Genomic DNA, 25,690 nt, shown 5'->3' with positions numbered 1-25,690 from the left:
TGTCAGCCGGGCAGTCGGGCCGGTGGCGGGTAGACCGAGCCGTCCTGCGCGTCGAACAGCATCAGGCCGTGCTCGCCGGCGAGCCGCTCGATGTCGAGCAGCACCTGGTCCTCGCAGGCCGGGTTCAGGTTCATCTCGACGTGGTCACTGGCCGCGTGCAGCGGGGCGACCTCCCAGGGGGTGTCGGGCCGGGCCGGCCGGTCCGGGTAGGCCGCGGTGATCGCGCGGTAGAAACCCACCACCCGGGGGTCTGGCTGGCGCTGCGCGTGCTCTCCCTGCCGGCACCGCTGCACCGCCGCTCGTACGTCCTCGGGCGTCGCCCCGTCCGCCAGGGCCCACACGCTCAGATCGAAACTCACGGCGGACAGAGTGCCATTCAACGTTCACCGTGTCGAAACTGCCCCGCCGCAGGCCAGCCGTCGGGTTGTCGTCATCCGGTGCGGACGGTCCGCTGTGGAGACTCTTGCGTCGAGTTGCGTCGATTCGCTAGCGTACCCGTGCGGTTACCGGCCGAGCACCGCGACGTCGACCCGTCTTCGGGTGGCGCGGTCGACCCCGGCCCGACCGGCCCGCACCCCTCGAATGCGCGAGCCACGCGCACTCGTCGCTGACCGGCCCCCACGGTCGTTGCCGCGGGCGTGGGGGCCGATCGCCGGCCTGGCCGGCGGCGGGTCACCGGCGGTGGGCGAAGAGCGCCCGGTAGTCCGAGCTTCCCCTGAACCAGGCCAGCCCGGCCGGGCCGGCGGCGTAGAGCGCGGTCGCGTAGGCGTCGGCCACCGCGAGGTCCGGGCCCACCACGGTCGCAGCGACCAGCTGGTCGGCGGGTTCGCCGGTGTGCGGGTCCACGACGTGCCCCTGCCGGCCGGAGACTCCCGACGTGCCGACCGCGCCGGCCGTCATCTCCAGCAACAGCGGCGGCCGGTCGGGCTCGGTCGGGTGGTGCACGGCCACCCGCCACGGCCCGCCGTGCGGGGCGTGGCCGCGGACCACCAGGTCGGCGCCGGTGACGACGGCGTAGTCGTGGACCCCGTTGGCGCGCAGCCGGGCGGCGGCCCGCTCGACCGCCCAGCCGCCGAGCAGGCCGCCCGGGTCGAACCCACCCGGCACCGCCCAGGCGTCGAACCAGCCGTCGGTCGCCGCGCGCATCGCGGCGCAGCGGTCCACCAGGTCGGCGAGCGGGGCGTACGACTCGGGGCTGATCTCGCCGCGGCGCAGCCGGGAGACGAGACTGTGCGGGCGGGTCGGCCCATAGGTGAGGTCGACGGCGCGCAGCTCGGCCACGGCGTCCCGCAGCGCCTCCCCGACCCGCCGGCGCCCCAGCGCGGCAGGTGCGTTGAGCAGCAGCGTGTACTCGGCGGTCGCGGTCCGCACGGTATGCTCCACCGCGATCCGGTCGCCGCCGACCGTGCCGGGGCGGTCCACGCGGTGGGTGGGGCTGCCGAGGCGGAGATCCGGGCGGCGGTGGCGGAAGGCGGCAGGGTCGGGCCAGCGTGTCCGCGGCTGCTCGTCGATGCGCATGGCGATCGCCCCCTAGCGAGTGGTGGTCGCCCCGACGCGCCCACCGGCACGGGCCCCCGTTGACCCGCTCAGGGACAGGCTAGGCAGCGAAGATGACTGCCTCATGAAACTCAGCTGGGAGGGTCCTGTGCGTCGACGATTCCCATGATGCGGACTCCGTGTACCGGGGGGCGGGACAGCGGCGTACCGTGGTGCGGACGGCGAGCAGAGGGAGCGCAGGCGTGGCACGGATCGCGGTGGTGGCCGGGGACGGGATCGGTCCCGAGGTGGTCGCGCAGGCCCGTAAGGTCCTCGACGCGGTGCTTCCCGGCGTACAGGCCACCGAGTACGACCTCGGTGCCGCCCGCTGGCACCGCACCGGGGAGGTGCTGCCCGACTCCGTCCTCACCGAGCTGGCGGAGCACGACGCGATCCTGCTCGGCGCGGTCGGCGACCCGAGCGTGCCACCCGGCGTGCTGGAGCGCGGCCTGCTGCTCAAGCTCCGCTTCGCCTTCGACCAGTACGTCAACCTCCGGCCGTCCCGGCTCTGGCCCGGGGTGCCCGGCCCGCTCGCCACCGTGAAGCCCGGCGAGGTCGACCTGGTGGTCGTGCGCGAGGGCACCGAGGGGCTCTACGCCGGCGCCGGCGGGACGCTGCACCGCGACACCCCCGCCGAGGTCGCCACCGAGGAGAGCCTCAACACGCGGCACGGTGTGGAGCGGGTGATCCGGGACGCGTTCGCCCGGGCGAGCCGCCGGGAACGGCGCAAGGTCACCCTCGTGCACAAGACCAACGTGCTCACCCACGCGGGCTCGCTCTGGTCGCGCACCTTCGCGGCGGTCGCCGCCGAGCACCCCGACGTGGCCACGGAGTACCAGCATGTCGACGCGGCGGCGATGTTCCTGGTCACCCAGCCGCAGCGCTACGACGTGGTGGTCACCGACAACCTCTTCGGTGACATCCTCACCGACATCGCCGCCGCGGTGACCGGCGGCATCGGCCTCGCGGCCAGCGGCTGCATCAACCCGGAGGGGACGTACCCCTCGATGTTCGAGCCGGTGCACGGCTCGGCGCCGGACATCGCCGGCCAGGGGGTGGCCGACCCGGTGGCCGCCGTGCTGTCCGCCGCCCTCCTGCTCGATCAGCTCGGCCACCCCGACGCCGCGGCGCGGGTCACCGCCGCCGTCGCCACCGAGCTGGCCAACCGGGTACCGGGCGTACCGGTACGCACGGCGGAGGTGGGCGACCGCCTCGCCGGTCACGCGGCCGGCTGAGCAGCGGCGCTGGTCCGCCCGAGTCCCGGGCGGCGGCCCCACCCGAACCGCGACGCGGGCGGCGGAGACACCGGCCTGGCCCCGCCGCGCCGCCCGGCCGGCGCCGCGCCCGCGCGAGCGCGGCGGGCGGAAGCCCCCATCCCGCACCGTTCTTTCGGCGCCGCCGACGGCCCGGGCGGCGCTACCCGCTGAACGAACGTTCGGGGTAAGTTTCTGAGCACCAGTGAGTCGGCATGCTGATCCCGCATGCCGTTGTCCGGCAGGGAGGTCAGCGCGATGAGCGGTGGTGACAAGCTCGACTTCGAGATCCGTCCGAATCCCGCGCCGGTATCCGCCGCGGATCGGGCCGCGCTGCTGACCAACCCCGGCTTCGGCCGGATCTTCACCGACCACATGGTGACCATCCGGTACGCCGACGGCAAGGGCTGGTACGACGCCCGCGTGGAGGCCCGCGCGCCGATCCCGATGGACCCGGCCGCCGCCGTGCTGCACTACGCGCAGGAGATCTTCGAAGGGCTGAAGGCCTACCGCACCGCCGACGGCGGGGTGACCCTGTTCCGTCCCGAGGCGAACGCGGCCCGCTTCGCCGCCTCCGCCCAGCGCATGGCGATGCCGCAGCTCGCCCCGGAGGCGTTCATCGACTCGTTGCGCCGGATCATCGAGATCGACCGCGAGTGGATCCCGACCGACCCGGACGGCAGCCTCTACCTGCGGCCGTTCATGTTCGCCAGCGAGGTCTTCCTCGGCGTGCGCCCGGCGAACGAGTACCTCTACACGGTGATCGCCTCGCCGGTGGGGGCGTACTTCAGCGGCGGGGTCAAGCCCGTGTCGGTCTGGGTCTCCCCGGACTACACCCGTGCCGCGCCCGGCGGCACCGGGGCGGCGAAGTGCGGCGGCAACTACGCGGCCTCGCTCGTGGCCCAGGCGGAGGCGATCGAGCACGGCTGCGACCAGGTGGTCTTCCTCGACGCGGTGGAGCGGCGCTACGTCGACGAGCTGGGCGGCATGAACGTCTTCTTCGTCTACGACGACGGCAGCGTGGTGACGCCGCCGCTGACCGGCACGATCCTCCCCGGCATCACCCGCGAGTCGGTGCTCACGCTCGCCGGCGAGGCCGGGCACCGGGTGGAGGAGCGCCCGGTCAGCTTCGCCGACTGGCAGGCGGACGCGGCCAGCGGCCGGCTCCGGGAGGTCTTCGCCTGCGGCACCGCGGCCGTCATCACCCCGATCGGCCAGGTCAAGTTCCCCGACGGTGAGTTCCTGATCGGCGGGGGCGAGCCCGGTCGCGTCACCATGGCGCTGCGCCAGCAACTGGTCGACATCCAGCGCGGCAACGCCGCCGATTCCCACGGCTGGGTCACCCGCGTGCTCTGAACGGGGACGGCCCCTCCGCCACGCCGGTCGCGGTGGAGGGGCCGTCGTCGTCTCTCGTCAGCGCGCACCGGTGCGCGGGCGCCCGCCCCTCACGCCAGCAGGTGCTCCCGCAGCGCGGTGAGCTGCGCGTCGGTGACGCCGGCGTGGCGAAGGTAGTCGTCGACCGAACCGTAGCCCTCCCGTAGCTCGGCAAGGAAGAGAGTCATGGCCTCGGCGGGGCAGGCCAGCGGTGGCATCCCGAGCCCGACCTGCGCGGCCAGCTCCTGGAACCGGGCGAGGTTCTCCCCGCTCAGCGCGTAGTCCGCGGCGATGTCCTCGTCGGACACCCCGAGCACGGCGAGCGTCAGCCCGCAGACGATGCCGGTGCGGTCCTTCCCGGCCACGCAGTGCACCACCACCGGCGCGTTGACGGAGTCGGCGATCAGCCCGACCGCCTCGGCCAGCCCCGCGGTGCCGGTGCGGGCCAGGTCGGCGTACCGGTCGGCGAGGTAGCGGGCCAGGTCGCTCTCCGGCTGGTACGGCCGCTCGGTCCACTCGGCGTGCTCCGGGTGGATGTTCCGCCAGGTCAGGCCGTCGAAGTGCGGGACCCGGCCGTCACGCTCGACCTCCCGCGGGCGACGCAGGTCGATGACGGTGCGGACGCCGAGCGACGCGAACGCGGCCCGGTCGGTGTCGTCCAGGCGGTGCAGCGAGTCGGAACGGTAGAGCCGTCCACGGCGCACCTCGCGGCCGCCCCGGCTCCGAAGACCACCGACGTCGCGGAAGTTGAAGATCGTGGTGAACGGGATGTGCCGGCTGACCTCGGTCGTGTCCACCCTGACACGGTACCGGCCGGCGGGGCGTCGCCCCACCGGCCGGGTGAACAGGATCCACCGTCAGCGAGCGGTACCCGGAGGAATGGCCGAGTACGTGTCGCTGTAGTAACCGCCGAGCTTGTCCCGGTAGGTCGGGTCGGTGTCGGCGGTCTCGTCGAACTCGGGCGCGGCCTTGATCTGGTCCTTGCTCCGGTCGACGTACACCTTCCGCTCGTCGTGGTCGACGTGGTTGACGGTGCCGGCAGGGATCATGACCTTCTTGCCGAAGATCCACGGGCCGGTGTCGACCACGAGGTAGCTGGAGTTGACCTCGTGGCTGGACCGGTCCACCTTGCCGATGCCGCCGTCGTTCGCCTCCACCTTGTAGCCCACCAGGTCGACGCCGGTCACTCCGGCGTCGTCGCGGTAGCGCCACGGGTCGAACGCGCCGCCGGGTGCGCCACCCGGGAAGACGCCTCCGTCGATGGGCGCGAGCGGATCCGGCGTCCCGTGGGTCGTGCGAGGGTCGAGCCGCTCCATGGCGTTTCACTCCTCTACTCGACTGATCGGGGGTTGGTGCCCTGTCGGTCTGTTGTCCTACCCGTTGTCGAGATCGTTACACCTCGTCGCGTGCCAGGTGGCACGCCGCGCGCCCGCTCGTCTCCGGGCTCAGCCGAGCGTGGCCTCCGTGGCGTATGCGACCGCGGCGGCGTGGACGGCGGCGGCCACGCGCAGCGCCTCGTTCACCTGCTCGCGGCCGAGGCCGGCGGCGCGCAGCTTCCGCTCGTGCGACCGGACGCAGACGTCGCAGCCGTTGATCGCGGAGACGGCGAGGCACCAGAGCGTGAAGTCGGTCTTCGCCACGCCCGGTCGGGCCACGATCCGCATCCGCACCCGGGCCGGGATCGAGGCGTACTCCTCGTCGTCGAGCATGTGCTTCGCGCGGTAGTAGACGTTGGTCATCGCCATGACGGTGGCCGCCGCCTTGGCCGCCTCGATCCCCTCGGGCGGCAGGTGGTCGGCGGCCTCGGCGGCGATCTCCCGGAGCACGACGGGTTCGCGCGCCGCCACCGCGCAGGCCAGTGCGGTGCCCCACACCTGCGCCGGGGTGAGGGTCGACTCGCCGACGGCCGCGAGGAGGGTGAGCCGGATGTCGTCGGCGTAACCGGGCAGGCCGGCGCCGACCGCGTCGAGCCCCACGTCAGGCGCCGGTGCCGGCGGACGGTCCGCCCTCGGTGCGGCGGTGGTGGGCAGCGGGCACGGGGTCCTCCTCGACGGCGGCACGGGATCCGGCCGGGCAGGTCCTCCGGGCCCGGTCACGGCGGCCCGCGACGCCGGCGCCGGGAGACGCCTGGTGTCCCCGGGATTCCGGTCCCGACGGTAGCGCACGGAGCCGCCGTCCCGGCATGTGGATTTTGCCTCCCAAAACCGGGCCGGGGTGGCAGAGTAGCGATCGTGACCAGCACCGCCCTGATTCTTGGCAGCTAGCGCGCCCGGCCCCGTCCGCCGAGCGCGCAGACCTCCCGCATCCGCGGGGGGTCTTTTTGTTGCTCCGCGGCCCCTCCGGTCCGGCCCGCTCGCCGCTCTCGCCACCCGCGTACAGAGGAAGGCACGCCATGACGTTCCAGGTCTACGACACGACGCTGCGCGACGGCGCGCAGCGCGAGGGCCTCAGCTACTCGGTCGTCGACAAGCTGGCCGTGGCCCGGCTGCTCGACGAGTTCGGCGTCGGGTTCATCGAGGGCGGCTGGCCGGGCGCGGTGCCGAAGGACACCGAGTTCTTCCGGCGCGCACGCACCGAGCTCGACCTGCGGCACGCGCTGCTGGTGGCGTTCGGCGCGACCCGCCGCGCGGGTGTCGCCGTCGCCGAGGACCCCCAGGTCCGTGCCCTGCTCGACGCCGAGACGCCGGCCGTGGCCCTGGTCGCCAAGGCCGACCTGCGGCACGTCGAGCGGGCGCTGCGCACCACCCCGGCCGAGAACCTCGCGATGATCCACGACACGGTGGCGCACCTGGTCGCGGAGGGTCGCCGCGTCTTCGTCGACGGCGAGCACTTCTTCGACGGCTACCGGCACGACCCGGCGTACGGGGCCGCGGTGGTGGAGACCGCGCTGGCCGCCGGCGCCGAGGTGATGGTGCTCTGCGACACCAACGGCGGCATGCTCCCGTCCCAGGTCACCGCCGTGATCGCCGACCTGACCGCCCGGGTCGGCGTCGGCCCGGAGCGGCTCGGCATCCACTGCCAGAACGACACCGCCTGCGCGGTCGCCAACACGATCGCCGCCGTGGAGGCGGGCGTCCGGCACGTCCAGGGCACCGCCAACGGGTACGGCGAGCGGCCCGGCAACGCCGACATCTTCGCGGTGGTCGCCAACCTCCAACTCAAGCTCGGGCTGCCTGTCCTACCGGAGGGCTGCCTGGAACAGATGGTGCGGGTCTCGCACGCCATCGCCGAGATCGCCAACATCGCCCCCGACACCCACCAGGCCTACGTCGGGGCCGCGGCCTTCGCCCACAAGGCGGGACTGCACGCGAGCGCGATCAAGGTCGACCCGTTGCTCTACAACCACGTGGACCCCTCGGTGGTGGGCAACGACATGCGGATCCTGGTGACCGAGATGGCCGGTCGGGCCAGTGTCGAGCTCAAGAGCCGCGAGCTCGGGCTGGACCTGGCCGGCCATCCGGAAACCCTGTCCCGGGTCACGAGCCGCGTCAAGGAGCTGGAGGCGGGCGGCTGGTCGTTCGAGGCGGCGGACGCCTCGTTCGAGCTGCTGGTCCGCTCGGAGCTGCCGGAGGGCGCGCCGGCCCGGCCGTTCGCCCTGGAGTCGTACCGCGTGATCGTGGAGCATCGGGAGGACGGCGCGGTCGTCTCCGAGGCCACCGTGAAGCTCCGCGTCCGCGGTGAGCGGGTCATCTCCACCGCGGAGGGGAACGGCCCCGTGAACGCCCTGGACGAGGCGCTGCGGCAGGGGCTGGTGCGGCACTACCCGGAGCTGCGCGAGTTCGAGCTGGCCGACTACAAGGTGCGCATTCTCGAGGGCAGCAGCGGTACCGGTGCCGTCACCCGGGTGCTGCTGGAGACCGCCGACGGCGCGGGCCGCGACTGGACGACCGTCGGGGTGCACCCGAACGTCGTGGAGGCGAGCTGGCACGCTCTCGTCGACGCCCTCACCTACGGCCTGGACCGCACCAAGGTCTGACCCCACCCCCACCCGCGGGGCGCGGGGTTAGGGGGTGGGGAGGGTGAGGGTCGCCAGGACGGGGCGGTGGTCGGTGCCGGGGAGGCGCAGCACGTCGACCTCGCGGGCGGCGATCCGGCGGTCGACCAGGACGTGGTCGATCGTGACCGGCGGGATCAGGTCGCCGTCGTACGGGCCCCAGGTGCCGACGAGCCCCTTCCCGGTGGCGTCGGCCGCGTCGACGTAGCCGGTGCGCAGCAGGGCGCGCAGCGGGGAGTGGTCGAGGGTCGCGTTGAAGTCCCCGGCCAGGATCCGTAGTGCGCCGTCCGGGGTCGCGGGTGGCTGCGCCGCCAGGTCGTCGCGCCAGAACCCGACCTGGTCCAGCGCGTACGGGGCGGACGGGTGCGCGGACTCCACCCGCACCGGCGGGGCGCCCGGGACGGCGATCGTGCCGTACGCCTGGGTGAAGCCCCAGCCGCCGCGGTGACGTCGCACTCCCGGGTCGCTGATGGGGAAGCGGGAGTAGAGGCCCGAACCGGGTGTGCCGTCGAGCGGGTTGAGCTGCCGGTGGGGGAGCAGCCGGTCCAGGCCGAGCCGGTCGAGTTCGGCCTGCGCGCCGGGCGTGAACTCCTGCACCGCGAGCACGTCGACGCGGTGCCGGCGGACCAGGTCGACGAGGACCCGCGGATCGGCCGTGCCCGCGAGCAGGTTCGCGGTCAGCAGCCGTACGGTCGGACCGGCCGCCGGGGGCGGTGTGGTGGCGAGCGCCCGGGGCGCCACCAGCCCGACCAGCGCCACCACGGTGAGTGCCGCGACCACCGCGGGCCGGCGGCGTCGCAGGGCGAGTGCCAGCACGAGGGGCACCGGGCTCCAGGCCGCGACGTACGGGGTGAAGGCGAGCGCCTGCACCAGTGGGCCCCGGTCCAGCCCGGCGAGCCGTAGCGCGGCCCAGGCGGAGCCGGGGAGCACCGCGAGCCAGCAGAGCAGGGCCGTCGCACGCCGTCTCCGGTCACCGGGGGGCCGCTCCGGAGCGTCGACGATCACCCGCGCAACCTATCCCGGAAGTGCCGACGGCGGGGGGAGGGGCGCCCGGCCGACGATTTCGCGAATCTCCTCGCATTCACATTTCACAAATTTGTGGGGCGGGCTGTCGGACATTTTTCAGCACCTCTTCGCTATTGACGCCCAACTTTTTTCGGTGCTACGTTCCACCTGGTCGGAAGCCCGCAACTATGAGTAGTAATACCTGCTCAGAGTGGGTGCGATCACCGAGGAAATGATGTTGAGGTGCGCTTGATCCCATTCCTCGATGATGTGTTACGGGTGCTTTCGATCACGGATAGGGCAGTCATCCGTCCCGCCCCGCGGGTCGGCCGAATTCGCACGGTCACACAAGGGGGACCTGTCATGGCCACACCATTCCGACGTAAGGCGATCGCGGTCGCGTTCGCCGTCCTCGGGCTCACCCTCGCCGGGGGCGGCATCGCCGTCGCCCAGCCGGCGGCGCAGGCGCCGGGGGCCCAGCCCGCCGCACGTGCCAGCAACTCCCAGCCGCCGGTGACGGCGGAGTCGTCCCGTTCGGCGCGGGCCGCGCTCAAGTCGAGCGTCAGCACGATGGTCGCCACCGCCACCACGGTCGTCGTCAACGCGAACGGCACCAAGGCGCGTGGCACCGGCACCGTCATCAAGTACGGCCCCGGCCAGTACGAGGTCCAGTTCGGCTTCCTCGTCACCTCCGGGGTGTACGTGGCCACCATCGGCCGCGCGGACTCCTGCTGCGTCCCGCCGGCCGGCGAGATCTCGGTGGCCCCGCGCCTCAGCACACCCAACGCGGTCTTCGTGCAGACCCGCAACTCGGCCGGCACCCCGGTCGACCTTCCGTTCCACCTGGTCGTCCACACGTCCTGACGGCGCAGGCGCCGGCCCCCGCGGACCCGCGCGGGGGCCGCGTCGCGTCCCCGCACGTCCGGTCCGGCGCCCGCTGCGTGGCTTGCTCGTCGCGTCCACCATCCGGGCGGATCGTCCCGCTCCAGCCGGGTTAGGGCCGTCGAGGCGCTGATAATCCGACGTTTGTCGCGTGGGTGGCTCGGGAAGCAAGCACCGTGACGGACATCTCGGACACCCTGGCCAGCGTGCCCAGCCCGGTCGAAGACCAACCGACAGCCGCCGACCTGGAACAGACCCTCTCCGAGGTCAAACGCGTGATCGTGGGGCAGGATCGCCTCGTCGAACGCCTGCTCATCGCCCTGATCGCCGACGGGCACTGCCTGCTGGAGGGGGTGCCGGGCGTGGCGAAGACACTGGCCGCGCAGACCCTCGCCACCGTGGTCGGCGGCACCTTCTCCCGGATCCAGTTCACCCCCGACCTCGTCCCGTCGGACATCGTCGGCACCCGGATCTACCGGGCCTCCCAGGAGAGCTTCGACATCGAACTGGGCCCTGTCATGGCGAACCTGGTGCTCGCCGACGAGATCAACCGGGCCCCGGCGAAGGTGCAGTCCGCGCTGCTGGAGGCGATGGCCGAGCGGCAGGTCTCGATCGGCGGGCGGAGCTTTCCCGTGCCGTCGCCGTTCCTGGTGCTCGCCACCCAGAACCCGATCGAGTCGGAGGGGGTCTACCAGCTGCCGGAGGCGCAGCGGGACCGCTTCCTGCTCAAGGTCCTCGTCGACTATCCCAGCGACGCGGACGAACTGGCCATCCTCTACCGGATGAGCACCGACCGGCCCAGCCCGCGGCAGGTGCTCGACCCGGAGCGGCTGCGGCAGCTCCAGCGCCGGGCCGAGCGGGTCTTCGTGCACCACGCGGTGGCCGAGTACGTGGTGCGCCTCATCCTGGCCACCCGGGACCCGGGACGGTTCGGGCTGGCCGAGATCGGGTCCATGCTCGCCTACGGGGCCAGCCCGCGGGCCACGCTCGGCCTGGTGGCCGCGGCCCGCGCCCAGGCGCTGCTGCGGGGCCGGGACTACGTGCTGCCCGAGGACGTACGCGAGCTGGCCGGGGACGTGCTGGCCCACCGGCTGGTGCTCTCCTTCGACGCGGTCGCCGACGGCGTCACCGCCGAGTCGCTGGTGCGGCGGCTGGTCGATGCGGTGCCCCCGCCGCGGCTCGCACCGCAGCCGGAACAGGCGTCGGACCTGGCGGCGGCATGAGGCGCACGGGCAGAGCACCCGCGCCCGTGCCGGCCGACCCGGGCCTGGCCGAGCTCGCTCCCGACCAGCGACTGCGCCGGCTGGAACTCACCATCACCCGCCGTTTGGACGGGCTGCTGCACGGGCAGTACCGCGGTCTGCTTCCGGGGCCGGGCAGCGAGCCGGCGGGCAGCCGTGAGTACCGGCCGGGAGAGGACGAGGTCCGCCGGATGGACTGGGCGGTCACCGCCCGGACCACGGTCCCGCACGTGCGCGAGGTCGACGCCGATCGGGAGCTCACCACATGGCTGCTCGTGGACGCCAGCCCGAGCATGGAGTTTGGCACCGCCGAGCTGGACAAGCGGGAACTCTCCGTGGCGGCGGTCGCCGCGGTCGGCTTCCTCACGGCGGGGGTGGGCAACCGGCTGGGCGCGTTGCTGCTCGCGTCGACCGGGCTGCTCCGGTTTCCGGCGCACAGCGGCCGTACGCACCTGTTGAGCCTGCTGCGGGCGTTGCTGGCCGTGCCGCGGACCGGTGGACACGACGAGGCGAGTGCCCCGTCGGCGGCGCAGGGTCTCGTCGACGCCCTGGCCGCCGCGGCGCGCGTGGCGCACCAGCGCGGACTCGTCGTGGTGGTCTCCGACTTCCTCGACGGGTTGCCCGACGACCCCGGACAGCCGCCGGCCTGGGAGCGGAGCCTGCGCCGGTTGGCGGTGCGGCACCAGGTACTCGCGGTCGAGGTGACCGACCCGCGTGAGTGGGAGCTGCCCGACGTGGGGATCGTCACGCTGGTCGACCCGGAGACCGGCCGCCGCCGGGAGGTCTGCACCTCCGACCGGTGGCTGCGGGAGCGGTACGCGGACGCCGCCGCCGCCCAGCGTGAGCAGGTACGCGACGCGCTGCGGCGCAGTGGCGCGACGCATCTGGCGCTGCGCACCGACCGGGACTGGTGCGCCGACATCGTGCGGCACGTGCAGTCCCAGCGCCGGCTCGCCGCGGCGCCGGCCCGTCCGGTCCGGGGAGGTGCGGCGTGACCTGGCTGTCACCGGGCCGGCTCTGGCTGCTGCTCGGGGTGCTCGCCCTGGCGGTGGGGTACCTGCTCATGCAGCGGCGGCGCAGCCGCTACGCCGTCCGCTTCACCAACCTGCGGCTGCTCGACCGGATCGCGCCCCAGCGCCCGGCGTGGCGCCGGCACGTGCCGGCGGGGCTCTTCCTGGCGATGCTCGCGCTGCTCGTGGTCGGCTTCGCCCGGCCCACCGCCGAGGTGCGGGTGCCCCGGGAGCGCGCCACCGTGATGGTGGCGGTCGACGTCTCCACCTCGATGCTCGCCACCGACGTGGACCCCGACCGGCTGGCCGCCGCGAAGGGCGCGGCGAAACGCTTCGTGGACGGGCTGCCCGACGAGTTCAACGTGGGGCTGGTCGCGTTCGCCGGCAGCGCCGCCGTGCTGGTGCCGCCGGACACCGACCGGGAGGCGCTGCACGAGGGCATCGAGCGGCTCGCCGAGGGCATCACCGGCGTCCAGGGAACCGCGATCGGCGAGGCGATCAACACCTCGCTCGGCGCGGTGAAGGGTCTCGACAGCCAGGCGGCGAAGGAGCCGCCACCGGCCCGGATCGTGCTCCTCTCCGACGGGGCGAACACCTCGGGCCTGGACCCGATGGAGGCGGCCGCCGAGGCGGTCGCCGCGAAGGTGCCGGTGCACACAATCTCGTTCGGCACTCCGGGTGGGTTCGTGGACCGGGGCGGCCGCCCGATCCAGGTGCCGGTGGACGGTCAGACGCTCGAGGCGGTCGCCGAGGAGACCGGCGGGATGTTCCACGAGGCCAGCACGGCGGACGAGTTGCGCGCCGTCTACGAGGACATCGGCACCTCGGTTGGCTACCGCACCGAGCGGCAGGACGTCTCGGCCCGCTTCATCGGTCTCGGGCTCGTGTTCGCGATGGGCGCGGCGGCCGGGTCGATGCGTTGGTTCTCCCGCCTTCCCTGACGGAGCGCCGGCCGGGCCGGCGCCGCAGGACCCCGACGTGAGGAGTACGCATGGCAGTACAGACCGGACTGGGCGAGCCCCGCGGTCCCTGGTTCGTCTCGCCCGAGCTGGATCCGGACGGGCGGGCGCGGTGGGACGGGCCCGGATCGGGACGGGACGGCGGCGGCCGGCGGTGGCGCGCCCGGCTGCTGGGCGCGCTGGCGGTGGTGGCCCTCTCCGCGGCGTCCGGCGCCGCGGCGGGCGGCTGGGTGGCCAGCCGGGACGGTGCGCCGGGGGAGTCGGCGGCCGCCGCGGCCCCGGTGCCGGCGGAGTTGGTCACGGCCGCCGAGCGCACCGTGCCCGGCGTCGTCTCGGTGCTGGCCGGCGGCGGCGCGAACGCCGCCAGCGGCTCCGGGTTCGCCGTGGACAACGAGCAGCACATCATCACCAACGACCACATCCTGGCCAAGGGGGGCGGGGGGTCCGTCACGGTCGAGCTGCCCGACGGTCGCCGCTACGCGGCCGAGGTCGTCGGCCGGGAGGCGAGCAGCGACCTGGCCGTGCTCAAGGTGCCGGCGGACGCGGGTCTGTCGGCGCTGCCGCTGGCGAAGCCGAACTCGACCCGGGTCGGTGAGCCGGTGCTCGCGGTGGGCTCACCGCTCGGCCTCTCCGGCACGGTCACGGCGGGCATCGTGAGCGCCCTGGACCGGCAGGTGCGCCTGGGCGCGAATCGGCACCGGGCGGTGCAGACGGACGCGTCAATCAACCCGGGCAACTCGGGCGGCCCGCTGGTCAACGCGCGGGGCGAGGTGGTCGGGGTGAACACGGCGATCGCCACCATCGACGGCAACGGCTCCATCGGCATCGGCTTCGCCATCCCGATCGAGCAGGTGCAACAGACCGCGGACACGATCATCGGCAAGGGTGGCTGACCACTGCTCATGGGAAGACGCCCAGTGTCGGATATCCGGCGCGGGACCATCGGGGAATGGAAATATTACGCTGAGTATGGATACTGGCGTGGGTGGAGCGTCCTCTCATCGCGGTCCTCCTGCTGGTGGGCCTGCTCATCGGGTGTGGTGTGGGGTCGGCGTACACCCGCGCGCGACGCGGCTGGGCCGACTACCAGACGGTCAAGAAGAGCGTGCCGACGGCCCGGCGGACCGCCTGGCTGCTGATCCGGGCCGTCACCACGAAGGTCGGCGTGATCGCGCTGCTGCTGATCGGCGCCGTCGCGTACGCCGCGGTCGGCCCCGACGAGGAGGCGGCCGGGCCGGCGCCGACCCCGTCCGCGACCCCGAGCGACCGGTCGGGGCGTTAGCCTCGGGGTGTGGATGGCGACGTACGGGTGAACGGTCGCTGGGTCGTCCCCGCGGCCGAGTTGCGTGAGCGCTTCTCCCGGTCGTCCGGCCCCGGCGGGCAGGGGGTCAACACCGCCGACACCCGGGTGGAGCTGAGCTTCGACCTGGCCCGCTCGCCGAGCGTGCCCGAGACCCTGCGCGCGCGGGCGCTGGACCGGCTCGCCGGCCGGCTGGTCAACGGCGTGCTGACCATCACGGCCAGCGAGCACCGCGCCCAGTTGGCCAACCGCGAGGCGGCGCGGGAGCGGCTCGGCGCGCTGCTGCGCGAGGCGGTCGCCCCGCCACCTCCGCCCCGCCGGCCGACCCGCCCGTCCCGGGGCGCCAAGGAACGGCGGCTCGCCGAGAAGAAGCGTCAGTCCCAGCGCAAGCGGGACCGCCGCGTCGACGGCGAGTAGTTGGCGCCGGTCTGGTCGACCGTCGGCGTCTGCGCGCGCGAAGCGGACGGCCCACACCGCAGGTGCAGCACGAAGAGTCAGCAGCGTGCCCGAGGGGTCGGCCCGCTCACTCGCCGACGGCGGCGAGCAGCCGGTCGCGCAGCACGGCGGCCCGTGCCGCGAAGGTGCGCTGGGCGGCGGCGTACTCGGCGCGGCCCTCCGCCGTCTCCACCCGCACCGGCGGGTACCCCAGGGCCGCCAGGTCGTACGGGCTGGCCCGCATGTCCAGGGTGCGGATCTCCCGCGCCAGCTCGAAGCAGTCCGCGACCAGCTCCGACGGGACCAGCGGGGAGAGTTTGTACGCCCACTTGTACAGGTCCATGTTGGCGTGCAGACAGCCCGGCTGCTCCAGCGCGTGCTGCGTCTCCCGGGTGGGGGTGAGCAGGTTCAGCGGCCGGGCGGGCGCCGTGAAGAACCGGTACGCGTCGAAGTGGCTGCACCGGACCCGGTTCGCCTCGACCGTCCGCGCGGTCTCCTCCGGGCTCAGCCGCAGCGGCCACGCGTTGTGCCGTACCTCCGCCTGGGTCTGCCGGTAGACCATCGCCCACTCGTGCATCCCGAAGCACCCGAAGTGCGGCTGACGGCCGGCGGTGGCCGCGAGCAGCGCACGGATCCACTCGATCGACTCGGCCCGCCGCGCGCGCACCCCGGCGGCGTCGAGCGTCACCCCGACGGCGCCGGCCCGGTAGTCGCGGCCGAACTCGGCCGGGTCGGCGTCCCGCAGCTCCACGCCCGCGCCCGGGTGCCACCGGCGCAGCTGGGCCGGACGGTACGAGTAGTAGGTGAAGAGGAAGTCCTCCACCGGGTGCTTCTCGCCCCGGTGCCGCCTCGCCAGGTGCGGGCGCAGCCAGGCGTCGACCCGCTCCTCGTGCGCGTGACGCCGGGCCCGCCAGGCCGCCGCGTCCAGCGCGGTGGCAGGGGTGAGGGCGGCGGTCACCGCACCAGCGTACGACCGCCGCCCACCGACCCGGTCAGGGCACGTCCACCCGCACGCCCGCCGAGAACACCCCGCTGCGCAGCTCGATCTGCTTCGGCGGCTCGCGTCCGTCGAACGTGAAGACCAGCGGCAGCACCACCCGGCTGCCCGCGCCCAGCGGCTGGGCGAAGACGTCCCGGCCCAGGTTGGCCATCCGGGTGGCCGGCACGTCGGTGGTCACCCAGCGGCCACCCGGCAGGTAGGCCCGCTGTAGCTCACCGTGCCAGGCCTGCTGCTCCGGCGTGAGGTTGCGCACGCCGACGGTGGCCTGGCACTTCCGCGTCGGGGCGCCGGCGGCCCCGCAGGCGACCCGGTAGACGGTGAACTCGAAGGCCGACTCGCGCAGCGGCACGCCCACCGGCCCGGAGACTCCACTGCCCCGCCAGGCACCGCTCGTCGGCTGGCTGTCGGTGTCGATCGCGGTGACCCGGCGGGTGGCCGTCCAGCCGGCCACGCCGACGACGCCCACGAGCACCGCCACCGCCGTCACGACCAGCGCCCAGACGGGAGGCGTACGCCGTCGCTTCGTCACCGGGGGCGCCGCCGGACGGGGATAGATCGTGCCCCGGCCCTGGCGGGGGTCCCGCGCCGGCCCGTCGCCGGTGGCGAGGGCGGCCGCGACCGGGCGGCGACGGCGACGCCGCCACAGCCACCAGCCTGCCGCCGCGGCCAGGAGCACGATCGCGCCCAGCACGCCGAACAGCACCGGGGGCTGCCGCCACGCCGGGGTCGGTGCCGCTTCGGTCGACCCGCCCGCCGCCGCGCTCCAGGTGGCGGTGGCGCAGTCGTACGGCCGCGCGCCGTCGCTGGTGAAGGCACAGGCGGGCGCTGTCACCGCCTGACCCGTCGGAGCCGCCGCCAGCGAGGTGTTCAGCGTCGTGACGCTCCTCGCGGGCAGCTTCAGCCGCCAGGTCACCTCGCTCGCCGAGTGGCCGGCGACACGGCTGGCCTGGCCGCCGGCGGTGATGAGCGACGGTGCCGCGCCCGGTGGCAGCTCCTGCCGGATCGTGGTGTCCACCGGCGTGCTGCCGGTGTTGCGGACGTGGATCCGGTAGGCCGGCGCCGGGGTGGGCGCGGGCGCCACCGCCACGGTGACCGGCGGTTTCGGCGGCGGTGGCAGCGCCCGGGTGGGCGTGGGGACCGCCGGCGGCGCCGCGGGCATCCCCGGCTGCTGCGAGCCGGGCGGTGACGACTCCGAGGGCGAGGGCTCGGGAGCCACCGCGGGTCTTGGCCGCGCGGCGGCCGGGTCGGGAGCCACCGCGGGCAGAGCCGGCACGGCGGCGAGGATGCCGAGGCAGTGTACGAACACCGCGAGGGCCTTGTGGCGTCGTGTCGATGCAGGCATGCGAACGAACCTCCGGAGCCGACGCTAGGGGCGCGGGCACGTCGTGCGGGTATGAAGTGCCGAAACCCGCCCCGTCGAGCGGCGGCTCGCGTACCCTGCCCACCCGAAGGTGGGGTGCGACGCCCCTGGGCACGGCCGTCTCGCGCGGGCCGTCGCCGCTGCCGCACGGCGGAGGTGGTCCGGATGCCGACGGGGCTAGATTTGCCTGGTGCGTATCGTTCGTTTCGCTCATGCCAAGGGAATGTCGTTCGGGGTCGTCGAGGGCGAGCCGGAGGCCGGGCCGCAGGGCCTGACCGTCGCCGAGATCGAGGGGCACCCGTTCGGCGAGATCACGTTCACCGGAGGCCGCTGGGCCCTCTCCGACATCCGCCTCCTCTCGCCGATCCTGCCGAGCAAGGTCGTCTGCGTCGGCCGCAACTACGCCGAGCACGCCGCGGAGCACGGCAGCGACGTGCCGAAGGAGCCGCTGCTCTTCCTCAAGCCGTCCACCTCCGTGATCGGGCCCCGGGACGCGATCCGGCTGCCGATCTTCTCCAAGCAGGTCGAGCACGAGGCGGAGCTGGCGGTGGTCATCGGGGCGACGGGGGCCCGCCGCGCCGACCGGGCCGCCGCCGAGCGGGCCATCTTCGGCTACACCTGCGCCAACGACGTGACCGCGCGGGATCTCCAGCGGTCCGACGGGCAGTGGACGCGGGCGAAGGGGTTCGACTCGTTCTGCCCCATCGGACCGTGGATCACCACTGGGCTCGACGTCACCGATTTGGAGATCCGCTGCGAGGTCGGCCCGGATCCGGACGCCATGGAGGTGCGCCAGCTCGGCCGTACGCGGGACATGGTCTTCGACGTCCCGGCGCTCGTGTCGTACATCTCGCACGTGATGACGCTGCTGCCCGGTGACGTCGTGCTCACCGGCACGCCGGCGGGGGTTAGCCCGCTCACCGACGGGGATACGGTCACTGTGCGGATCGAGGGGATCGGCGAACTCACCAACCCGGTGGTGCCGGTCGCCTGATCCGGCTCCGACGCCCGATACCCGCAGGTCAGGTGGGGTTCGGGGGGTTGGATTTGGCCCGTCGGCGGCGGGAGGGTAAAGTTCATTCCCGGCGCCGCAAGGGGCCAATGGGGTATGGGGTAATTGGCAGCCCGACTGATTCTGGCTCAGTTAGTCTAGGTTCGAGTCCTGGTACCCCAGCAGCCGGTGTTCGTGAGAATGTCGGTCGCTGGATTCTGTGAGAGTCCCGCGCCGACCCCGCGAGGGGTTGGCCGCGATGTCTGATAGGGTTCAGCGGCGCCGCTCGCAGGAGCGGTGAGGGAAAGATGGTTCTGGCCCCGTCGTCTAGCGGCCCAGGACGCCGCCCTCTCAAGGCGGTAGCGCCGGTTCGAATCCGGTCGGGGCTACATCCGGGTGCGGCCCGTCTCGTTTCGGCGAGGCGGGCCGTGTCGCTTCTCCGCGGCTTACCCACCCGGACCCGCTCCACACCCACCCCGGACCCGGTCCACACCCACCCGGGGGTCGCCGCTAGACTACAGCGGCACCGCCCGCGAGGGCGGTGGAGCACGGAAAGTGCCTGGCCCCGTCGTCTAGCGGCCCAGGACGCCGCCCTCTCAAGGCGGTAGCGCCGGTTCGAATCCGGTCGGGGCTACGTCCAGCAGCGGCCCGTCTCGCGTACGCGAGACGGGCCGTTCGGCGTTCCGACACTCTCGCCCCGCCCTCCCTCGCTGATCACGAGGCGCGCGCTCGGGAGACCGTCCGGCCGCGAAGCGCCGTGATCAGCGCATCGGGGCCGGGAGGGTCAGAGGCCGGAGAGGCGTTGGCCGGCGCGGACCACGGCCATGGCGTGACGCTCGCCGGGCCGTCGGCCGAGGCGCTCGATCGGGCCCGAGATGCTGATCGCGGCGATCACCCGACCCGTACGGTCCCGGATCGGCGCCGAGACGCTCGCCACACCCGCCTCGCGCTCGGCGACGCTCTGCGCCCAGCCGCGGCGCCGCACCTCGGCCAGCGTGCGGCCGGTGAACTTGGCCCGGGGCAGCAGCGGCATCACGGCCTCCGGCGGCTCCCACGCGAGCAGGATCTGCGCCGCCGAGCCGGCCGTCATGGGCAGCACCGACCCGACCGGGACGGTGTCGCGAAGGCCACTCGCCCGCTCCGCGGCCGCCACGCAGATGCGCTCGTCGGCGCGGCGCAGGTAGAGCTGCGCGCTCTCGCCGGTCGCGTCCCGCAGTGCGGACAGCAGTGGTTCCGCCGCGGTGAGCAGGACGTCCGGGGCCGCGTTGGCGAGTTCACCGAGCCGTGGGCCCGGTCGCCAGCGCCCCTGGGTGTCCCGTACCAGCATCCGGTGGATCTCCAACGCCTGTGCCAGCCGGTGCGCGGTAGCCCGCGGCAGCTTGGTGCGTTCAACGAGTTCGGCCAGGCTGGCGCCGTCGACGCAGGCGGCCAGGATGACCACCGCCTTGTCGAGAACGCCGACACCGCTCATACTGTGTCCCACAAGCCGAAACTTACCTCCCAGAATTTAGGATGTCCAGATGGTGGGAGTCACTACCGAGCCAAGGACCTTGGCCGAGAAGGTGTGGGACGCGCACGTCGTACGGTCCGCCGCCGGTGAGCCGGACCTGCTCTACATCGACCTGCACCTGCTGCACGAGGTGACGAGTCCGCAGGCCTTCGACGGGCTGCGGCTCGCCGGGCGCCGGGTGCGCCGCACCGACCTGACGATCGCGACCGAGGACCACAACACCCCGACGGGCTACGCCGACCCGGCGTTCCGTCAGCGGCGCGGCGACCTGCTGACCGTGGCGGACCCCACCTCGCGTACGCAGTTGGAGACCCTGCGCCGCAACTGCGCCGAGTTCGGCGTGCGGCTGCACCCGCTGGGCGACGAGAACCAGGGCATCGTGCACGTCATCGGGCCGCAGCTCGGGCTCACCCAGCCCGGCATGACCATCGTCTGCGGCGACTCGCACACCGCCACCCACGGGGCCTTCGGCGCGCTCGCGTTCGGCATCGGCACCAGCGAGGTCGAGCACGTGCTGGCCACCCAGACGCTGCCGCAGAGTCGCCCCAGGACGATGGCCGTCAACGTCACCGGCCGGCTCGCCCCCGGGGTCACCGCCAAGGACCTGGTGCTGGCGCTGATCGCCCAGGTGGGCACCGGTGGCGGTCGCGGGCACATCGTCGAGTACCGCGGCGAGGCGATCCGCGCCCTCTCCATGGAGGGGCGGATGACCGTCGCCAACATGTCCATCGAGTGGGGCGCCAAGGCCGGCATGATCGCGCCGGACGAGACCACGTTCGCCTACCTGAAGGGGCGGCCCCACGCGCCCCGGGGCGCGGACTGGGACGCGGCGGTCGCCTACTGGCGGACCCTGCCCACGGACGAGGGGGCGGTCTTCGACGCCGAGGTGACCCTGGACGCCAGCCAGATCACGCCGTTCGTCACCTGGGGCACCAACCCCGGCCAGGGCGCCCCGCTGGGCGCGCGGGTGCCGGACCCGGAGGAGTTCGTCACCGAGCCCGAGCGGGCCGCGGCGCGGCGTGCGCTGGAGTACATGGACCTGCGTCCCGGCACCGCGCTGCGCGAACTGCCGATCGACGTGGTCTTCGTCGGCTCCTGCACCAACGGCCGGCTGGAGGACCTGCGGGCCGCCGCCGACGTGCTGCGCGGACGCAAGGTGGCCGACGGTGTGCAGATGCTCGTGGTGCCGGGATCCGCCGCGGTCCGCGAGGCGGCCGAGGCGGAAGGGCTCGACAAGGTCTTCACCGATGCCGGCGCCGAGTGGCGCTTCGCCGGCTGCTCCATGTGTCTGGGCATGAACCCCGACACGCTGCGGCCGGGCCAGCGCTCCGCCTCCACCTCCAACCGCAACTTCGAGGGCCGCCAGGGCCGGGGCGGGCGCACGCACCTGGTCTCCCCGCCCGTCGCCGCGGCCACCGCCGTGGTGGGCCGGCTGGCCGCTCCCGCCGACCTGTAGAGGGGATCCGCTGATGGAGAGCTTCACCACCCACACCGGGACCGCCGTCCCGCTTCGGCGTTCCAATGTGGATACCGATCAGATCATCCCGGCCGTGTACCTCAAGCGGGTGACGCGGACGGGTTTCGCCGACGGACTCTTCAGCGCCTGGCGCGAAGATCCGGAATTCGTGCTCAACGATCCCTCGTATTCGGGCGCGTCCATTCTTCTGGCCGGCCCGGAGTTCGGCACCGGGTCCTCGCGGGAGCATGCCGTCTGGGCGCTGCGCGACTGGGGGTTCCGCGCGGTGATCGCCCCCCGCTTCGGCGACATCTTCCGGGGCAACGCCCTCAAGGAAGGTCTGCTTCCGGTCGAGCTGGAATTGAAAGCCGTCGAAGAACTCTGGGATCTCGTCGAGTCCGACCCGACCACCCCGGTCACCGTCGACCTGACCGCCCGCGAGGTCCGCGCCGGCCAGGCCACGTGGTCGTTCCCGCTGGACGACTTCAGCCGGTGGCGGTTGATGGAGGGCTTGGATGACATTGGACTCACCCTCCGGCACGAGGCCGAGATCAGTGCCTACGAGGCGACCAGACGGCCCTTCCTGCCTTCCGTCGCGTAGCCTCCGAGCCGACCCGTAGAACGCTTTCGCCCCCACCGGCCCCGCCGGTGGGGGCGAATCCGTTACGACACAAGGGCTTTTTTCGACCGAATGTTTGTGTCCCGGCAGCACAGGGCATACCGTGCGCGCAGAATGGCTCGCGTCGAGTCAGTTGCACAATCGGGAGGAAGTCGTGAACAAGGCCGAGCTCATCGAGGCGCTCGCCGTTCGCCTGGGGGACCGGAAGACGGCGACGGCCGCGCTCGACGCGGTCCTCGCTGAGGTCCAGGCGGCGGTCACCAAGGGCGAGAAGGTGGCGATCACCGGTTTCGGAGCGTTCGAAAAGCGCGTACGGGGCGCGCGAACAGCCCGGAACCCCCGGACCGGCGAGGCGGTGAAGGTCAAGAAGACCTCCGTCCCGACCTTCCGCCCGGGCGCCGGTTTCAAGGAGATGGTGGCCAGCGGCAAGGTGCCGAAGGCCACGGCGGCGGCGAAGAAGACCGCCGCGGCCACCAAGACCACGGGCGCCAAGGCGACCGGCGCGAAGGCGACCGGCGCGAAGGCCACCGCCGCCGCGAAGAAGACCACGGCGACGAAGACCGCGGCCAAGGCGACCAAGACCACCGCGGCGACCAAGGCCGCTGCCAGCAAGAAGGCCGCTCCGGCGCGGAAGACCGCGGCGGCGGGCCGGACGGCCGCGGCGAAGAAGACCACGGCGTCGGCCGCCAAGAGCACGGCGGCGAAGAAGGCGCCGGCGAAGAAGACGGCGGCCAAGAAGGCGCCGGCGAAGAAGACCGCCACCCGGCGCTGACCGGTCGGCTCGAACGGGCGCCCACCGCTCCGGTGGGCGCCCGTTCGCGTGTCCGCACGCGGCGCCGGCACACCCGCGTGCCCCGGTCCGGGCGTTGACCGCGTCCACCGTCGCACGGAGAATCGCCGTGCCGGCCACCCCCGCCGGCGTCGACGGGAAGAGGCTGCCGGTGCGTCCTCGCCAACTCGCCACGGCTCTTCTCGCGCTGGGCGTCGTCCTGCTCACCGACGTGCTGCGGGTCTGGCTGCCGGGCATCATCACCATCTTCGGCCAGGCCGCGTCCACCCCGGCCGAACTCATGGGCGCCTTCGCCCTCGGCTGGTTCGCCCTCGCGCTCGCCACACCGGCCGTCATCCGTCGGGTCGGCGCCCGTGCCGTGACCGTCACGGCGGCCGTGCTGCTCGCCGGTGCCCGGCTCGCCCTGACCGCAACGCCCGGCGGCCGCCTCCAACTCTGGCTGGCCACCGCTGGTCTGCTGGCCGGGCTGGTCTGGCTGGCCGGCGTCGCCGCCACGACCGCCCGGCCGGTGCCGGGGCTCGCACTCGGCCTCGCCGTCGGGGCGGCCGGCCACGCGGTGCTCGACACGTACGACCTGGTCTGGCAGGAGCGGTGGGAGGCCTGGCTGGTCAGCGGCCTGCTGGCGGCGCTCTTCGTCGCGGGGCAGGTGCCGCCGGCCCGGCCCGAGGGCTCCGGGGGCGTACGGTCCTGGGCGCTGGCCGGGCCGGCGCTGCTGCTCGGCGGCATGGTGGGGCTCTCCCCGGCCGTGGCCCGCACCGGAAACTCGTACCTCCAGGGCGAGGCGGGCGTCGCCGAGTCGCCGCTGCTCGGCCTCGCGCCGCTGCCGGTCGCGGTCGCCGGCTTCCTGCTGGCTGCGCTGGCAGCCGGCGACGGGCGGCCCACCCGGCTGGCCGGTCCGTCCGCGCTGCTGGCCGGCGCGGCGCTCTTCGCCCTCGACCGGGGAAGCCTGCTGCTGCCGGCGCTCCTGCTCACCGCCGTGGGGCTCGGCGTCTGCCTGGCGCGCACCGCCGCCGAGCCGGTCGCCGGCGCCGGGGACGCGCGGGTGGCGTCCCGTCGCGGGTACGCGGCCACCACCGGCATGCTCGTCTTCGCGCTGGCCGCGGTCGCCTACTACTCCGCCTACGACCTCGGCTACCCGAACGCCGCCGTTCCCGTGCTGGTCGCCGTCCTGGTCGCCGTGGTGGCCGCGACCGCCCGACCCACCGGTCGCCGGGGCACGTCGGTGCTGCCGCCGGGCCGGACCACCGCCGCGGTCACCGCCCTGGCCCTGCTCGCGCCCGTGGTCGCCGACGACGTGCCCCTCACCGGCAACCGGGACGGCCCGCCGGAACGGCTGACCCTGGTGGCGTACAACATCCGGATGGGCTTCGGGCTGGACGGGCGGCTCGACGTGCCCGGTCTCGCCCGCGCCCTGCGGCCGCAGCGGCCCGACGTGGTGCTGCTCAGCGAGGTGGACCGCGGCTGGTTGCTCAACGGCGGGCACGACACCCTCGACCTGCTCGCCGACCGCCTGGGCATGGCGTACGCCTTCGCGCCCGCCGCCGACCCGCTCTGGGGCGACGCGGTGCTCAGCCGGTGGCCGATCACGGACCCTCGGACCCGTCCGCTGCCCGCGGTCGGCGCCCCCACCGGAGCGCAGGCCCTCGCGGTGACGCTGGACCTCGGCGACGGGGTACGCCCCGCGGTGGTGAGCACCCACCTGCAACCGCCGCCCGGGCGCCAGCCGGTGGTCCAGGCGCGGGCGGTCGCCGAGTTCGCCAGGGGGTACGCGGGCGGCCGCCCGCTGGTGGTGGCCGGTGACCTGAACACCGAGCCCGGCGACGAGGCGTTCGCCGAGTTCACGCGCGCCGGTCTCGTCGACGCCCTGGCCCCGGCCCGACCGCTGCCGACGAGCCCCGCGGACCGTCCCCGCGAACAGATCGACCACGTCTTCGTGACGCCCGGCCTCACCTCGCGGGAGCCGGTCGCGCCGGCCTCCACGGCGAGCGACCACCTGCCCGTGGCCGTCACCCTGCTGCTGCCGCCGCGCTGACCCGCCCCCGTCGCCCGCCCGCGCGGTCCGGTCGCGCCCAGGAGGGCGCAGCTCAGAGGCGTTCGGTGGCGAGCACCGTGTCGCCGGTGAAGGCCAGCAGCCACCCCCCGCCCTTCGGCGTGGTGAAATCCGCGCCCACGCGGCCGGTGAGCCGCTCCAGCGCCCCCGGAATCACCTTGCCCTGGCTGCACACCGCCACCTGGCCGCCGTTGCCGGCCAGGTCGAGGAGGCGGGCGGCGAGGACCAGCGACCGCTCGTCACGCTGCTGGCCCGGCTGCGGCTCGTCCAGATCGCCGCACACCTCGATCGGCAGGTCCAGGAGGGCGGCGGCCGGATCGAGGGTCTGTACGCACCGCCGGGGCGACGCGGAGAGCAGCCGGGCCGGGCGTACCAGCGCCACCAGCCCCGCCAGCGCCTCCGCCTGCGCCCGGCCCTCGGCGTCCAGCGGCCGGGCGGTGTCCGGCCCGCTCCAGGTGGCCCGCGTACCGGCGTGGCCGTGCCGGACCAGCGCGATCGTCGCGGTCACCGGAGGAAGCGCCGCGAACGCGCCGAGCACCTCGGCGTCGTGCGGGTAGCTGACCAGCCGGACGGCGTCGTCCACGGGGAGCCACCGCACCTCGTCCACCTCGGTGTCCGGCTGGAAGCCGCCGCTCGCCACCGCCCGCATCGACCAGTAGTCGACCACCTTCGGGCGCCCCTCGCTGCGGTAGTGCGCCGACGGCAACCGGACCTGCGGCACCCCCCGCACGTCCGTCTCCTCGGCCAGCTCGCGGACGGCCGCCACCAGCGGATGCTCGGCCGGCTCCAGCTTGCCCTTCGGCAGCGACCAGTCGCCGTAACGCGGGCGGTGGACCAGGCAGACCTCCGTGCCGCCGGGCGTGGGCCGCCAGGCGACCCCGCCGGCCGCGCGGATCTGCGTCATCGCGGCCGGCTCGTCGACGTC

Annotated in this window: 25 protein-coding genes and 3 tRNA genes; 18 read left to right on the top strand and 10 right to left on the bottom strand. The window is 73.9% G+C overall.

Annotation, left to right across the window (positions count from 1 at the left end; all coding sequences use genetic code 11):
• Window positions 1-2: 2 nt before the first annotated feature.
• Both SM573_RS03405 and SM573_RS03400 read right to left on the bottom strand, forming a co-directional pair.
• The gene (locus SM573_RS03405; RefSeq protein WP_474613977.1) at window positions 3-359 is read right to left on the bottom strand and encodes a hypothetical protein; all 357 of its coding nucleotides are present in this window, start codon (window positions 357-359) and stop codon (window positions 3-5) included.
• Window positions 360-672: 313 nt separating this feature from the next.
• Window positions 673-1,518 carry an FAD:protein FMN transferase gene (locus SM573_RS03400; RefSeq protein ID WP_474613976.1) on the bottom strand — a complete coding sequence of 282 codons (846 nt, stop codon included), beginning with the start codon at window positions 1,516-1,518 and terminating at the stop codon, window positions 673-675.
• Between the two features lie 221 nt (window positions 1,519-1,739).
• Here SM573_RS03400 and SM573_RS03395 point away from each other — a divergent pair, with 221 nt between their 5' ends.
• Together SM573_RS03395 and SM573_RS03390 are read left to right on the top strand one after the other, a co-directional pair.
• The gene (locus SM573_RS03395) at window positions 1,740-2,771 is read left to right on the top strand and encodes a 3-isopropylmalate dehydrogenase (protein WP_474613975.1); all 1,032 of its coding nucleotides are present in this window, start codon (window positions 1,740-1,742) and stop codon (window positions 2,769-2,771) included.
• Between the two features lie 276 nt (window positions 2,772-3,047).
• A complete protein-coding gene (locus SM573_RS03390) occupies window positions 3,048-4,145 on the top strand; it encodes a branched-chain amino acid aminotransferase (RefSeq protein WP_474613974.1) in 1,098 nt (365 codons plus the stop codon).
• Window positions 4,146-4,234: 89 nt separating this feature from the next.
• Here SM573_RS03390 and SM573_RS03385 read toward each other — a convergent pair whose 3' ends face one another.
• The 3 genes from SM573_RS03385 to ahpD form a co-directional block, all read right to left on the bottom strand.
• Window positions 4,235-4,960, bottom strand: a complete 726-nt coding sequence (locus SM573_RS03385; RefSeq protein WP_474613973.1) for a tyrosine-protein phosphatase — start codon at window positions 4,958-4,960, stop codon at window positions 4,235-4,237.
• A gap of 60 nt (window positions 4,961-5,020) precedes the next feature.
• Window positions 5,021-5,479, bottom strand: a complete 459-nt coding sequence (locus SM573_RS03380) for a PRC-barrel domain-containing protein (protein WP_474613972.1) — start codon at window positions 5,477-5,479, stop codon at window positions 5,021-5,023.
• 129 nt (window positions 5,480-5,608) lie between these two features.
• Window positions 5,609-6,139, bottom strand: coding sequence for an alkylhydroperoxidase, AhpD family (gene ahpD / locus SM573_RS03375; protein ID WP_474615439.1), 531 nt, complete (start codon window positions 6,137-6,139; stop codon window positions 5,609-5,611).
• 416 nt (window positions 6,140-6,555) lie between these two features.
• Between ahpD and cimA the strand changes: the two genes are divergently transcribed.
• Entirely contained in the window at window positions 6,556-8,139 is a 1,584-nt protein-coding gene (gene cimA / locus SM573_RS03370) for a citramalate synthase (RefSeq protein WP_474613970.1), read from the top strand.
• Window positions 8,140-8,166: 27 nt separating this feature from the next.
• Here cimA and SM573_RS03365 read toward each other — a convergent pair whose 3' ends face one another.
• Window positions 8,167-9,105, bottom strand: coding sequence for an endonuclease/exonuclease/phosphatase family protein (locus tag SM573_RS03365; RefSeq protein WP_474614034.1), 939 nt, complete (start codon window positions 9,103-9,105; stop codon window positions 8,167-8,169).
• Between the two features lie 420 nt (window positions 9,106-9,525).
• Here SM573_RS03365 and SM573_RS03360 point away from each other — a divergent pair, with 420 nt between their 5' ends.
• From SM573_RS03360 to arfB, 7 genes are all read left to right on the top strand, one after another.
• Window positions 9,526-10,026, top strand: a complete 501-nt coding sequence (locus tag SM573_RS03360; protein ID WP_474613969.1) for a hypothetical protein — start codon at window positions 9,526-9,528, stop codon at window positions 10,024-10,026.
• Window positions 10,027-10,220: 194 nt separating this feature from the next.
• Window positions 10,221-11,267 (top strand): AAA family ATPase, encoded by a 1,047-nt coding sequence (locus SM573_RS03355; RefSeq protein ID WP_474615438.1) that lies wholly within the window; start codon window positions 10,221-10,223, stop codon window positions 11,265-11,267.
• Between the two features lie 26 nt (window positions 11,268-11,293).
• Window positions 11,294-12,280, top strand: a complete 987-nt coding sequence (locus SM573_RS03350; protein ID WP_474613967.1) for a DUF58 domain-containing protein — start codon at window positions 11,294-11,296, stop codon at window positions 12,278-12,280.
• Entirely contained in the window at window positions 12,277-13,236 is a 960-nt protein-coding gene (locus SM573_RS03345) for a VWA domain-containing protein (RefSeq protein WP_474615437.1), read from the top strand. Before SM573_RS03350 ends, SM573_RS03345 begins: the two co-directional genes overlap by 4 nt.
• A gap of 50 nt (window positions 13,237-13,286) precedes the next feature.
• Window positions 13,287-14,147, top strand: coding sequence for a S1C family serine protease (locus SM573_RS03340; protein ID WP_474615436.1), 861 nt, complete (start codon window positions 13,287-13,289; stop codon window positions 14,145-14,147).
• Between the two features lie 92 nt (window positions 14,148-14,239).
• Window positions 14,240-14,536, top strand: a complete 297-nt coding sequence (locus SM573_RS03335) for a hypothetical protein (protein WP_474613964.1) — start codon at window positions 14,240-14,242, stop codon at window positions 14,534-14,536.
• Window positions 14,537-14,563: 27 nt separating this feature from the next.
• Window positions 14,564-14,971 carry an alternative ribosome rescue aminoacyl-tRNA hydrolase ArfB gene (arfB, locus tag SM573_RS03330; protein WP_474615728.1) on the top strand — a complete coding sequence of 136 codons (408 nt, stop codon included), beginning with the start codon at window positions 14,564-14,566 and terminating at the stop codon, window positions 14,969-14,971.
• A gap of 106 nt (window positions 14,972-15,077) precedes the next feature.
• Here the strand turns inward: arfB and SM573_RS03325 are convergent, their stop codons facing one another.
• Both SM573_RS03325 and SM573_RS03320 read right to left on the bottom strand, forming a co-directional pair.
• Entirely contained in the window at window positions 15,078-15,947 is an 870-nt protein-coding gene (locus SM573_RS03325; RefSeq protein ID WP_474615435.1) for a 3-methyladenine DNA glycosylase, read from the bottom strand.
• Between the two features lie 34 nt (window positions 15,948-15,981).
• Complete coding sequence (locus SM573_RS03320) at window positions 15,982-17,331, bottom strand: hypothetical protein (RefSeq protein WP_474613962.1); 1,350 nt, start codon at window positions 17,329-17,331, stop codon at window positions 15,982-15,984.
• 208 nt (window positions 17,332-17,539) lie between these two features.
• Here SM573_RS03320 and SM573_RS03315 point away from each other — a divergent pair, with 208 nt between their 5' ends.
• From SM573_RS03315 to SM573_RS03300, 4 genes are all read left to right on the top strand, one after another.
• The gene (locus tag SM573_RS03315) at window positions 17,540-18,343 is read left to right on the top strand and encodes a fumarylacetoacetate hydrolase family protein (RefSeq protein WP_474613961.1); all 804 of its coding nucleotides are present in this window, start codon (window positions 17,540-17,542) and stop codon (window positions 18,341-18,343) included.
• A gap of 108 nt (window positions 18,344-18,451) precedes the next feature.
• Window positions 18,452-18,523, top strand: a tRNA-Gln gene (locus tag SM573_RS03310).
• Between the two features lie 133 nt (window positions 18,524-18,656).
• Window positions 18,657-18,729, top strand: a tRNA-Glu gene (locus tag SM573_RS03305).
• 172 nt (window positions 18,730-18,901) lie between these two features.
• Window positions 18,902-18,974 (top strand) — tRNA-Glu (locus SM573_RS03300).
• A gap of 150 nt (window positions 18,975-19,124) precedes the next feature.
• On the opposite strand, the gene SM573_RS03295 is transcribed toward SM573_RS03300, so the two are convergent.
• Window positions 19,125-19,811, bottom strand: coding sequence for an IclR family transcriptional regulator (locus SM573_RS03295; protein ID WP_076470465.1), 687 nt, complete (start codon window positions 19,809-19,811; stop codon window positions 19,125-19,127).
• Between the two features lie 49 nt (window positions 19,812-19,860).
• Between SM573_RS03295 and leuC the strand changes: the two genes are divergently transcribed.
• From leuC to SM573_RS03275, 4 genes are all read left to right on the top strand, one after another.
• Window positions 19,861-21,306, top strand: coding sequence for a 3-isopropylmalate dehydratase large subunit (gene leuC / locus SM573_RS03290; RefSeq protein WP_474613960.1), 1,446 nt, complete (start codon window positions 19,861-19,863; stop codon window positions 21,304-21,306).
• 13 nt (window positions 21,307-21,319) lie between these two features.
• Window positions 21,320-21,907: a 3-isopropylmalate dehydratase small subunit gene (gene leuD / locus SM573_RS03285; RefSeq protein WP_474613959.1), complete on the top strand. Its 588-nt coding sequence runs from the start codon at window positions 21,320-21,322 to the stop codon at window positions 21,905-21,907.
• Between the two features lie 172 nt (window positions 21,908-22,079).
• Window positions 22,080-22,697 carry an HU family DNA-binding protein gene (locus tag SM573_RS03280; protein WP_474615434.1) on the top strand — a complete coding sequence of 206 codons (618 nt, stop codon included), beginning with the start codon at window positions 22,080-22,082 and terminating at the stop codon, window positions 22,695-22,697.
• 127 nt (window positions 22,698-22,824) lie between these two features.
• Window positions 22,825-24,747 (top strand): endonuclease/exonuclease/phosphatase family protein, encoded by a 1,923-nt coding sequence (locus SM573_RS03275; protein ID WP_474615433.1) that lies wholly within the window; start codon window positions 22,825-22,827, stop codon window positions 24,745-24,747.
• A 52-nt stretch (window positions 24,748-24,799) separates the two neighbouring features.
• Here the strand turns inward: SM573_RS03275 and SM573_RS03270 are convergent, their stop codons facing one another.
• The gene (locus tag SM573_RS03270; protein WP_474615727.1) at window positions 24,800-25,669 is read right to left on the bottom strand and encodes an NUDIX hydrolase; all 870 of its coding nucleotides are present in this window, start codon (window positions 25,667-25,669) and stop codon (window positions 24,800-24,802) included.
• Window positions 25,670-25,690 lie beyond the last annotated feature (21 nt).

This window comes from Micromonospora xinjiangensis (assembly GCF_056150165.1).
Note: the sequence above shows the minus strand (reverse complement) of the source record. Positions and strands in the feature narration are given on the sequence as shown.

Coding starts and splice junctions, on each gene's coding strand:
- SM573_RS03400 (WP_474613976.1), bottom strand. CDS start 1,518: ATGCGCATCGACGAGCAGCCGCGGACACGCTGGCCCGACCCTGCCGCC.
- cimA (WP_474613970.1), top strand. CDS start 6,556: ATGACGTTCCAGGTCTACGACACGACGCTGCGCGACGGCGCGCAGCGC.
- SM573_RS03380 (WP_474613972.1), bottom strand. CDS start 5,479: ATGGAGCGGCTCGACCCTCGCACGACCCACGGGACGCCGGATCCGCTC.
- SM573_RS03340 (WP_474615436.1), top strand. CDS start 13,287: ATGGCAGTACAGACCGGACTGGGCGAGCCCCGCGGTCCCTGGTTCGTC.
- SM573_RS03390 (WP_474613974.1), top strand. CDS start 3,048: ATGAGCGGTGGTGACAAGCTCGACTTCGAGATCCGTCCGAATCCCGCG.
- SM573_RS03270 (WP_474615727.1), bottom strand. CDS start 25,669: ATGACGCAGATCCGCGCGGCCGGCGGGGTCGCCTGGCGGCCCACGCCC.
- leuD (WP_474613959.1), top strand. CDS start 21,320: ATGGAGAGCTTCACCACCCACACCGGGACCGCCGTCCCGCTTCGGCGT.
- leuC (WP_474613960.1), top strand. CDS start 19,861: ATGGTGGGAGTCACTACCGAGCCAAGGACCTTGGCCGAGAAGGTGTGG.
- SM573_RS03360 (WP_474613969.1), top strand. CDS start 9,526: ATGGCCACACCATTCCGACGTAAGGCGATCGCGGTCGCGTTCGCCGTC.
- SM573_RS03295 (WP_076470465.1), bottom strand. CDS start 19,811: ATGAGCGGTGTCGGCGTTCTCGACAAGGCGGTGGTCATCCTGGCCGCC.
- SM573_RS03320 (WP_474613962.1), bottom strand. CDS start 17,331: ATGCCTGCATCGACACGACGCCACAAGGCCCTCGCGGTGTTCGTACAC.